The sequence below is a fragment of the Cerasibacillus sp. JNUCC 74 genome, from assembly GCF_053667775.1.
The window spans coordinates 3637354-3648651 of record NZ_CM132207.1 but is presented as its reverse complement, the minus strand read 5'-3'; the positions used below and the strand labels follow the sequence as shown (position 1 = coordinate 3648651).

7 protein-coding genes are annotated in these 11298 nt (G+C 32.6%); 3 read left to right on the top strand and 4 right to left on the bottom strand.

What is annotated here, in order from left to right:
- The first annotated feature begins 28 nt into the window (after positions 1-28).
- From JNUCC74_RS16245 to JNUCC74_RS16235, 3 genes are all read left to right on the top strand, one after another.
- Positions 29-1219: an acyltransferase gene (locus JNUCC74_RS16245; RefSeq protein WP_454066117.1), complete on the top strand. Its 1191-nt coding sequence runs from the start codon at positions 29-31 to the stop codon at positions 1217-1219.
- Between the two features lie 406 nt (positions 1220-1625).
- Positions 1626-2183 (top strand): helix-turn-helix domain-containing protein, encoded by a 558-nt coding sequence (locus tag JNUCC74_RS16240; protein ID WP_454065613.1) that lies wholly within the window; start codon positions 1626-1628, stop codon positions 2181-2183.
- On the top strand, positions 2147-3013 hold the full coding sequence (locus JNUCC74_RS16235) for an IS3 family transposase (protein ID WP_454065614.1): 867 nt from the start codon (positions 2147-2149) through the stop codon (positions 3011-3013). Before JNUCC74_RS16240 ends, JNUCC74_RS16235 begins: the two co-directional genes overlap by 37 nt.
- 633 nt (positions 3014-3646) lie before the next feature.
- On the opposite strand, the gene csaB is transcribed toward JNUCC74_RS16235, so the two are convergent.
- The 4 genes from csaB to JNUCC74_RS16215 form a co-directional block, all read right to left on the bottom strand.
- Positions 3647-4735 carry a polysaccharide pyruvyl transferase CsaB gene (gene csaB / locus JNUCC74_RS16230; protein WP_077318452.1) on the bottom strand — a complete coding sequence of 363 codons (1089 nt, stop codon included), beginning with the start codon at positions 4733-4735 and terminating at the stop codon, positions 3647-3649.
- Positions 4735-8181 (bottom strand): DUF5693 family protein, encoded by a 3447-nt coding sequence (locus tag JNUCC74_RS16225; protein ID WP_454066116.1) that lies wholly within the window; start codon positions 8179-8181, stop codon positions 4735-4737. The genes csaB and JNUCC74_RS16225 overlap by 1 nt, the downstream gene beginning before the upstream one ends.
- Positions 8178-8912, bottom strand: coding sequence for a WecB/TagA/CpsF family glycosyltransferase (locus tag JNUCC74_RS16220; protein WP_077318450.1), 735 nt, complete (start codon positions 8910-8912; stop codon positions 8178-8180). Before JNUCC74_RS16220 ends, JNUCC74_RS16225 begins: the two co-directional genes overlap by 4 nt.
- 1238 nt (positions 8913-10150) lie before the next feature.
- Complete coding sequence (locus JNUCC74_RS16215; protein WP_245799708.1) at positions 10151-11236, bottom strand: CDP-glycerol glycerophosphotransferase family protein; 1086 nt, start codon at positions 11234-11236, stop codon at positions 10151-10153.
- Between the last annotated feature and the right edge of the window lie 62 nt (positions 11237-11298).

The window sequence follows — 11298 nt, the reverse complement described above, 5'->3', positions numbered from 1 at the left end:
GTAAATTATATTAGTTTGGGTGATATTTGTGAATACAGTAAAAAGGCCATCATTAGATGAAATACAGCTTGCTAGAGCATTTGCCATTTTAGCAGTGGTGGTAGTTCATGCCTCATCAAGCGGGGTAACAAATATTCCTACAGATTCAGTGCTATTTCCAATATATAACTTTTTTAATATAGCTGGTAAATTAGGAACACCAACATTTATTATGTTAAGCAGTTTTGTATTGTTTTACAATTATTACCCTAGAAAATGGAGTATGGGATTAATGAAGCGGTTTTATATGAAGAGGCTGAAGTTCATTTTAATTCCATATTTTATTTTTTCTTTCATCTATTTTATCGTAAAAATGTATGTATATTATGATTATTCTAGTATCTCCTATGCAGTTAGTAGGTTTTTTACTTTATTAGCTTTAGGAAAGGCGCATACACACTTATACTTTGTCTTTATCAGTGTTCAACTTTATTTGTTATTTCCACTGTTTTTAATACTGTTTAAAAAATCTTCATTTCTAAGAAAGCATGCTATCTGGATTGGGTTATTATTACAATGGGCATGGGTCATATTAAATAAAAGTTATTTTCATATTCCATGGAAAAATTCTGTTTCACTTTCTTACCTTTCTTTTTATTTTATTGGAGCTTATCTTGGTATATATTATAATGAAATTAAACTTAAATTAAGAAAATCTACCTTCAGAGATCGTATCTTAATAGTGATAGGTACTGGATACGGTGGATTATTAATTCTCTATACCAGTTATATGTATGCTGTGCGCACGAATATATTTTCTTCTGTTTCAAATAACATTCCAACAATGGTAAGTAATTATCTTGGAGAGTTCGCCTGGGCGACTCACGCGTTATTTGCTGGATTGTTACTGTTTTATTTAGCACATATAGCAAATAAAACATTTAGTTTAAAAACTAAATTAATTTTTATGGAGATTGGTGCAACTTCATTTGGAATCTATTTAGTACATCCATTATTTCTAATGATTTTTAGAGGATTAATTAGTTCGGGAGCTCCGATAATCTATCACAGTTGGCAATTGGTTACTTTCGTGCTTGTAAGCTTACTTAGCTGGTTAACCGTTAGGCTTGTATATAAGTTTATACCATTCTATTGGTCTATCTTTGGAAAAATGGATCCGTTTCATTTGAGTTTAAATCGTGCTAAGAAAGAAAATATCTTGTTAAGAGATATAAAATAAAATGCGAACAAAGCTTCAAGTTTTGTTCGCATTTTATTTATGTCTTTAATCAGAGAGTTTGGTTGGCATGCAATACAAAAATACGGACCTGTTATATGGTGTATATTCTCAATAAGGATATTTTAAAAGAATAGGAGATGAAAATTCCAAATAACGTGAATAATTTGGAACACTAATTATGTAAAAATTTGTTCATATCTGTAAATCTAAATCCGTTTCGTCCAGCAGGCGGCAGCAGCTAGCAAACTTCGAACTTTTTCCTTCGATAAGTTAACATCAGTTCGGTTGGAATCCAAAGGAAGGGATTGGGACATAAGCAAATACTAAATAGCAAAAACCGAACAATTCACTTAGGTGCCGACCCCCGAAAGTTAGAGTAGAAAATCTAATTTTCGGGGGTGTTTTTATGGCTAAATATAGTGAAGAATTTAAAATAAATCTTGTCACCGAGTATTTATATGGCAACCTAGGATATAAATTATTGGCAAAAAAATATAATATGGGTAGCGCAACACCAATATTTGAATGGGTGAAAGTCTATAAGTCTCAGGGAATGGATGGGTTAAAAAGAAAAAAAGCTAGGAAGTTTTATCCTGTTCGATTTAAATTAAATACGATACAATTTGTGTTAAAGACAGGTGCTACTTTTTTAGAAACTGCTGTTCAATTTAAATTGAACAACCCTTCCTTAATTAGACGCTGGATGAAAGAATTTAAGGAACAAGGAGTAGAAGGCCTGAAACCAAAGGGGGAGTCTTCTATGTCTAAGAAACCCAATAAACGGAAGAAAAAGGAAGAAAAAAAGTTAACACGTGAAGAAATATTAGAACGAGAGAATGAACTATTAAGGCTAGAAAATGCGTACCTAAAAAAGCTACGAGCTTTTCGGGAGAATCCAAATGCCTTCCACGAAAAGCACAGGCAAAGGTGGCATTTGGACTTAAAGAAGAAGGATTCCGATTAAAAGATATTCTCCTTATTGTGGGCATACCTGAAGCAACCTATCACTATCATGTGAAAAATTTTGGCAGAGAAGATTCAGACAAAGTACTAAAAAAAATCATTATCGATTTATTTAAAAAGTTCCATGAACGTTATGGCTATAAACGTATTACTAGAGAACTAAATAAATTAGGATACGTTATCAACCATAAAAAAGTATATCGCATTATGTGCGAATTGGGATTGAAATGTGTGAAATTTATGCGAAAATCCCGTAAATACAATTCCTATAAGGGAAACGTTGGAAAAGTGGCGAAAAACCGATTGTCTCGCCGTTTTAACACGCCAATTCCTCTTCAAAAATTAGTAACCGATATTACAGAATTCAAATGTCTAAGTGAAGAGAAGTTATATTTAAATCCGATTCTTGACCTTTATAACGGAGAAATTATTGCGTATAAAATCAAGGAACGTCCAACGTTAGATCTTGTCATAGAACCTTTAAAAGAAACGATAGAGATAATAAAGAATCATGCAACCTATCGCACCACCATCCATTCTGACCAAGGCTTTCATTACCAACACAACCAATGGGTGAGAACATTAAAAGAGAATAAAGTATTCCAAAGCATGTCTAGAAAAGCAACCTGTGCGGATAATGCTTCCATGGAGAATTTTTTTGGCATTTTAAAACAAGAAATGTATTATGGAGAAAAATTAGTAAGCTATGAAGAATTAAAAAGTCGGATTGAAGAATATATCTATTGGTATAATCATGAACGAATAAAAGAAAAATTGGCCGGGCTGAGCCCAGTCGAGTATCGAACGCAATCCAGCCAATCAACTGTATAATAAAACTCTAACTTTTGGGGGTAATCACATTATAATTGTTCGGTTTGTTTGTGTTAAAAAATCCTATCCTCGCTACGTCAACATATTTCGCTTTCCGCGGGCCCGGCCTCAGCTTCCTCGGAAAGCAAAAATCGCTTTCCTGAGGGATCTTCAGCTCGAGCTATTCCCGCAGGAGTCTACATATGTTGACTACGCTAAACTTACGTATACATTAGAAAAGCTTGGCTTATCGCCAATTCCTTAGCGAAAGCCGTAGTTTTTCTTATACGATAAACCATAAAATTTTATACTTTCCTATAGTACAAGGACGATTTATTGTTCGTCTTTTAATCAGCTGTTTTAGTTTTGTCCAAGTCTCTTCCTTTATCCCGGATGTAAGGATCCGTATTTTTCTCCATTCAAAAATGAGCGAATGATGTTGCGAACAAGTTGAGAAAAACGGATCCTAAATCCCCGATTGGTTTAACTAACATTTCTTGGGGAAAAGCGTTCCAAGAAATGAAGTTTCACTTTATCCCGTTAGAAGATCTTGAGTTTGTACATGTACATTGCTAACTGAGCACTTGGCTTTTGTTCTTGCTGAAAAACAAAAGCCAGTATTCTAATACGCTCTGGTTAAGAAAGCCTTCGTTATTAATATGCCTTTTTTGAAAAAACACTTAATGCTAGCTCTGGTGTCTTACGAGCCAGATGTTGTAAAATCTGGACTTTTTCTTTAAGTATGTCAGTGTTTCGCTCATAATTGGATAGCATATTTTTTACTTGTTGATATAATGTTTGACCATTCCAGTTATCTGACTCTACATTTCCACCTATTGGTTGCTCACATAGCGAAGCAAAAGCATCTATTTTTGGATCATAAGATATTGCTACAAAAGGAGTATAGTTTATTGCTGCGAAAATTAATGAATGTAGACGTAGCCCAATTAAGAGTTTAGAATCCCCAATCAGTGAAATTTTAGATTGTAAAGGCGTGTCAGCAGGTGATATATAGCTTTTTTCTTGCATTATTTTAGCAATCTCCTGCGATTTTATTTTATCATGTTTGCCATGCATCGGTACAAAAACAATTCCATAACCATCTTTAACAAGTAGATCTAGACAATGAGCAAGCTTTTCGTTAAATGGATATTTAGTATGCCAATTACGCACACTTACAGTAATAAATTCTTCTTGGTTAAGTTCATTGATTGGTTGCCAATTATGTTTATAATCATGCGGATTTAACCCTAAAACAGGATCAGGTACAATTTTTGCCGGCTGTTTAATTCCGATATCCTTTAATAAATGTTGGGAGGCTTCATCACGAACGGTAATTTGGTCAACTTTATTTAGAGTTGCTTTAACTAGCAACTCACTTAAGAATCCATTTATTGGTCCCATTCCCTGAGCGTAAATAAAAACAGGTTTATTTAAAAGTTTTGCTAGCTTTATAATTCCTAAATAATAAGGAATTGTAAAGTGCCCTGTTTTGTCTTGTAATAAGCTCCCTCCACCACTAATTAATCCATCAGACTTTTTAAGCGCTTGGATAATTTTATTTATGTTATTACGACTAACGGACTTAACATCATAAATTTCTGATGTTTTTTTAGGATGATGCGATAAAACAGTGAGTTCTATATCCGGCTGTAATTTTCTTAATGCCTGAATAATCGAAAATAGTATTGCTTCATCTCCAACATTGTCAAACCCATAATATCCAGAAAGTACGATATGCATTATGCCCACCTCTTGCTAATCCATTTTTCAACTACAGGTGCACATTTTTTATATAAGAATATAAATAGCAGCCCAATAACATAACCAATTATTATACTATAAGCTGACCTTAATAATGAAATATGCAAGGGAATATGAATATGCGTAAAAGTATTCATAATTGATAAAAACCCAATTACACCAGGTATTAATAGTAACTTTCCTAATAGGCTTTTGAAGTTAATTACATAAATAGCTAGCAGATAAAGTGGAAAACCTATTAAAAATTCCTTCGTTCTTGGTCGGACATATAATAATTCTTCTAACGAGCTTCTAACCATTAGCTCAATGCTGCTTACTGCAGCATTATTACCTGTACGAGTAATATAATATAATCCAACTATGCCAATTAGAGATAATAAGGCAAGATGCCAGTATTTCACAGATTGGTTTAAAAGCTTCAAACCTTCTCTCCAAAGCAAATATACGCTTATGAAAACAATCGGGACTATATATACTAATTTAACCCCTCTAAATATTTCAAATCCCGTAATAAATTCGTTTCCATTTAATAATCCGATGACAATTAATATCCCTACAAAGGTAATACTGAGAGCTTTTAAATATTGTAACGATATATAGCGTATGGTAGTTCTCTGCAACGTCATTGTAGACAATATACTAAAAATTGGCGCTACTATACCTATGATTAGTGCAAATCCTTGCAGTAATAATAATTTTTGGCTAACTAGATATAAAATAGCTAAACAGGTCATAAATATACTAGCAGCAATAACAAGCATTCTACTTCTAAGTGTTGATACTCCTAATCCGGTGAAGAGGATACCTGAAATTAAAATAACAATTTGGGTCCATTTTGGTATATTTATTTCCTTAAAAGTTGATGGAGAACCACTATGGTAATTTGGCGATAATTTTGTATGGACATTTTTAATAAAATGTTTAGCACTTTCTATACTCGCAATAGCATCACCATCTTCAAAACGAAAGAAAATAGAACGTATTTTTCTTTCTTTTACTGCTCTTGCAGCTTGGTCGATGTTTTGTTCCATTGTTTTATTGTTCAAATTAATACTATGGAGCTTAATCATATCATAATTGGTTTGGCGAGCAACGGTCTGTATTCCTCTTTGAAGACTAAATTCGATAGCATAAAAATGATACCCTACTTTAGATAATTGGTTTGTCCATTTTTTTAAGTTATTAATATTCGGGTAACCGATAACTTCTTGGCCCGAAAATAAAATGTTAGCATTATATTTATTTTTTACATTAATAAGTTGATTTATTACTATTTGGTTTAATGGTTTCGTTGAATTTTCAATTCTAAAAATGGGATTTAAGTCATATTCATGTACTTTATCAATGATTTTTTGATTATATGCAAAGTTATGCGATAAAATATCTTCTTCTTTTTTTAAAAAGTAGAAGTTTTGATTTTTTATCGAAATTGTAGCTGGTTGTAAAAGTTTTTCGATTAAATTTTTAAAATAGGGGTCTTGCGGTGGTGTAATATAATAGCCTTGTTGCTTTACATTAATAGCGCCTTTTTGCTCGCTAAACAGTAATGCACTAGCTAGCTCCTGTTCACTAAAAATGTTAATTATACCTTGATCCTCCATCCAATTTAATGAGATTGGCGTTATGCTGACGGAGTTTAAACCAGCTTTTTTTAAAGAAGTAAGAATAGAGTCGATTGTTAATCTTTCATCTTCAATGGCCAGCTTCTCAATTTCTTCATATGGGACAACTATTTCATATGTATTATTTTCAGATTCTACGTTTATTCTCTCCATGGTCTTTGGCAAAGTGATTACTAATAATACAGTTAAGATCATCCATATCCATTTACGTTTAAACATATTTTTATTATCCTTTCCAGCTGGTTTATGAGCCATTTTAAAGATGGATTTTATTGTTTCTTTTATAATTGAACTATCAACGACCTTGAATATAAGTAATTGCAATGTATATAATCCAGCCCCGGCTAAAATTGCAAAGATTAGATATAGTAAAGCTTGCAGGCGTGACCAGTTTTCTATATTTATATATAGAAATGGTAATGCTATAACCAGTCCCATTATAATTGAAGAGCAGATTATTTTTACTACGGTTAATTTCATGAAAGAAAAAGGTTGATTTTTATAAATAAAAAAGGAGTTTATTAAAAATAAGCATAAGTAAACAATTAAAGTTGATAGAGCGGCACCGGTTAAGCCAAAAAGCTGAATGAAATAAATATTTGCTATGGATTTTATTAGTACACCAAATATAATAATGGTGGCTGCTAATTTAGCTAAGTTCATTCCTTGCAAAATTCCTGTACTTAAAATAGTTAAGGAAGTAAATACAGAGCTGAAACCAATAATAGCTAACACCCAGCTTCCTTGTAAGTCCGTAAACAAAGCAATATTTATAGGGAGTGTCAAACTAAAAAGTCCCAATGCTGCTGGCCATGAAATAATATGTGTTACTCGTTGAGTTTTCTCAATAATGTTTTGAGCGCCGTCCCGATCCCCTTGTGCTACCTTTTTTGTTAATAAAGGTATTAGTGGTAATACAATGGATGTTGAAAAGACGGTTGCTATTTGAACGATTGAGAGGCCTCGTCCATAAATTCCATATAAATAGTTAATATTTTTTTCACTTACTCCTATACTCCGTAATCCATAGGGGATAGTGAACGAATCAATAAAATTTATTAAAGCCATCGTTATAGCACCAATAGCAATAGGAATGGAAAGCTTTAGTATTTTTTTACTCCATTTTGAAAATAACAGAAGAGTGTATTTTCTATTAGAAGACTGGCTTAAGTTAAAACGTTTATATCTGATCTTTAAATAAAAAAGGGAAATAAACGCACCTGCAACGGAACCAGTCATAATCCATCCACCTATAGTTTCATCCGAAGCCTCTTTTTGCACGAAGTAAAATGCTGTAATAAGAATTAATCCTACTCGTACCAACTGTTCAATAACCTGTGAAATTGCTGTTGGCCTCATATCCCCAAATCCTTGGAAGTATCCTCTATAAACAGCCATGTACGGTGCTATTAGTAACGTTGCAGTTACGACTAGTAAAGCTGGCTTAATAGAAGTACCTCCTAATGCATTAGAAATCGGAGTCGAAAAGATATAAATAAGGATAAAACTGCTGATTCCAAAAAGTAAAGCAAGTATACTTGCTGTCATGTAGATTTCTTTAATATATGTAAAGTTATTTTTTGCTCTTGCATCGGCAATTAGTTTTGAAATTGCGATTGGTATTCCTGCCACAGAAAGGGTAAGAGAAACCATGTAGACTGGATAAACAAGACTAAAAATACCTAATACCGTATCACCAGCTATATTTTGTAAAGGTATTCGAAAAATACTGCCTAGAGCCTTTGAAATGAATGTAGCAATCGTTAGTAAAATTGTGCTCTTTACAAAGGCTGATTTACTCATGAAGTTTTCCCCTTTAGTTTCTGTTTAAAAATTTTAATAGCAAATTGCGGCAGAACAAGCATCCGTTTCCATCGACTAGGTTGCTTAATTAGGCGATAAAGCCATTCTAAGTTTAATTTTTGAAATAATACAGGTGCACGCTTCACTGTTCCGGAGATTACATCAAAAGAACCGCCAACTCCTATGAAAATTCCATGTTTAAAATAAGAAATATTGTTAGCAATCCATTTTTCCTGTTTTGGAGAACCTAATGCAACAAAAGTTATATCTGGCTGTAATTGCATGATTCGTTCGGATATATCATTGTCCTCCCAATTAAAGTAGCCATCTTGGGAACCAACTATTTTAATATTCGGATAATCCGTATTTATCTTTTCAATTGCTTTTTTTAATGTTTTCTGTTTCGCACCAATTAGAAAAATTTTATACGAATTTTTGTTGGCAATTTTTAGTAATTGGATCATTGTATCGTAACCTGTAACTCGTTCTGGTAGAGGTTGTTTTAATATTTTAGCCGCTTTAACAATTCCTATTCCATCAGCAACGACAAAAGTAGCCAGTTGAATATGTTGCATTAGTTCCCTGCTTTTATTAGCTCTCATTACAATTTCAGGATTAGCCGTAATAACAAAAGTTTTTTGCTTTTTTTCAATACGTTCTTGCAATAACAAAACGAAAGATCGTTGATTAGTATTTAAAAAAGGTACATTCATAATGGTTACAAATTTCATATTTATTAAACTCCTTTATGCTTAAGCAAAAGTTGGCTCAAATTCAGTCTAAATATTATCTTATGCATGATGAAGCCATCCATACATATATTAAAACGCAGTGATTTTGAACTTGTGTTTAATTGTAATTTATTTATCCCCGTATCTAAGAGGCAACAAGACTTCTATCAAAGGTTTTAGATAATACAAAGAAGTCTGAATGGGAGATAACAGAACCTAAAAGCCTGATTTGTTCGGGTGCCAGGTCAAGAAAAAATCACGGCAGCGATACTTCACGATTTTTAAAGGATAAGGAATGCTTCTTGAATGAACGTCGCGATTTTTCAAGGACATGGAAAGCTACGATAGCAATACATTGCTGTTTTCCAAGGATGTTGATCGCAAAAGCGTTTGTAACAAGATGTCACGATCTTAGCCTCTTTATTATGCTTCTATCAGTAGGGGAGAAAGAAAGCCCCCCTAATGAATGAAGATTCACTTTATCAGTTTAACTTCTAAGCAGTCGAATTAAGATAATTTTGATTTGTAATCTCCGTTTAATTTTTAATCAGTAATAATTGATCTGTATTAAATATACAATAAGAATCTAAAACCTTTATTACCTTAAACTTTTGGTATAAGTATAGTGCATTTGAACACATGCTTCTTGTTGTCTTCTAATAGTATGTATTTAGGTGAATTGAATGTTTTTTAAGTGGCTAAAGCTATTAAATCTTATTGTATCTTATTTGTCTTTTGCTTTCTATGAGTAGATAACTCAATTAAAATGATTTACTTTTGCGCTTAATAGAGCTATCCATTCGAAAATATGATACAGCTTTCAAACCATATAACAAGAGCATCATTTGCTGTTCTACAGTAAGAAGTCGGGTATTAATAATTCTTGCTTCTTCTTTTGCCGTTATTGCTAATGATCATGGGTATCTGAATTACCCGCAATACTCTTCATTCATCCATGAGGTTGCTGTTTTGAGTAGTGCCCTTGTTCTAACTAATACGTACATAATCTATTAAAGAATATTATTTGTTTAAACAAAACAATAGTAGTATATTTTAGAAAGAATTTCAGTAAAGTTTACAGATAATTTACATTTTTTACGAAAACTTAACAGTAGAAGGGGGGGTTATATGGTATTCTATTAATGAACTTAAATAAAAGCGGGGATAAAAATTGCATATACATGTAACTGCCTTTCATCTTTTTAAACATTAAAAAAGCACCCTGATTAACGAAGGTGCTAGATAATAACTTTTTCTTTCTTTGTTTCTTCTGTACGTGTAATGTATTTTGCTAAGTGAATACTAGAATTTCCTTTTGAATATTCATTCCATGTATTTGCAAATTCTTGAATTCTTTTATAATCGAACTTATTGTTTTTAATTGCCAAGATAATAGCTTCTGTTGAAAATACTACGGGACCAGGGACTTGATGTTCATAATCGCTAATTAGCCCACTTTTAATTCTGTATTCTTCCATATCATACGCGAAAAAGACCATTGGCTTTTGCAGCAATGCAAATTCAAATGGGATGGAAGAATAATCTGTGATTAATAGATCTACAATCAGCAAGAGCTGATTCGTATCATAGAAATCCGATACATCATATACAAAGCCTTCATATTGTTCACTAATTTTATAGGTTATTGCAGGATGTGGTTTTATAAAAAGAACATATTCATCTGAAAGTTCACGATACAATTTATCTATATTTAATTGCGATTGGTAATTGGACAGTTGATTACTGCGAAATGTAGGTGCGTATAATATAATTTTCTTATCTTTAATGCTTGGATGTTTTTCTACCATTTCATTGTAAACATGTTCCTTCATTGAATAATCAAATAAAACATCAGACCGCGGTATTCCAGTTCGAAGGATGCGGTTATCAGTCAGACCAAAGCTTTCTTTAAAAGTCTTAGCCATCATTTCGGAACCTACTACAGTATAATCAAATTTACTGTATACTTGTTTAAAACGTTTAATTGCTTTTTGGGATCTAACCTTATTACTAGGATCCAATAAGCCAAATTGCTTTATGGCTCCACCTGCATGCCATAGTTGAATACATGTCACATCTTGTCTAAAATTGCTAGCAGCCAAAAAACCGTAATACGTATCTACTAAAATTGTAGTAGCTGTTGCAAGATGATAGATCGATTGAATATAGGCAATTGGATGACGTAAAGTAAAAGGAATGACGGTTGTATTTAGTCCGTTAAAGCGATATTTACATGAAGCCGTTTTTAGTATAACCATTTCTTCATTGGATAATTTCGTCATTGCTTCCATTGTATAGAAAATATTATCTCCAAAAGTAGCCACACCAACAGTCTTTCTTTTCAGTGGAAATATCTTAAAGAAATTAAAGAGTATACGGAAAACAA

Bases quoted from the DNA above. Each gene is read 5' to 3' on its own strand.
- JNUCC74_RS16240 (WP_454065613.1), top strand. From the start codon at position 1,626: ATGGCTAAATATAGTGAAGAATTTAAAATAAATCTTGTCACCGAGTAT.
- csaB (WP_077318452.1), bottom strand. From the start codon at position 4,735: ATGCATATCGTACTTTCTGGATATTATGGGTTTGACAATGTTGGAGAT.
- JNUCC74_RS16220 (WP_077318450.1), bottom strand. From the start codon at position 8,912: ATGAAATTTGTAACCATTATGAATGTACCTTTTTTAAATACTAATCAA.
- JNUCC74_RS16225 (WP_454066116.1), bottom strand. From the start codon at position 8,181: ATGAGTAAATCAGCCTTTGTAAAGAGCACAATTTTACTAACGATTGCT.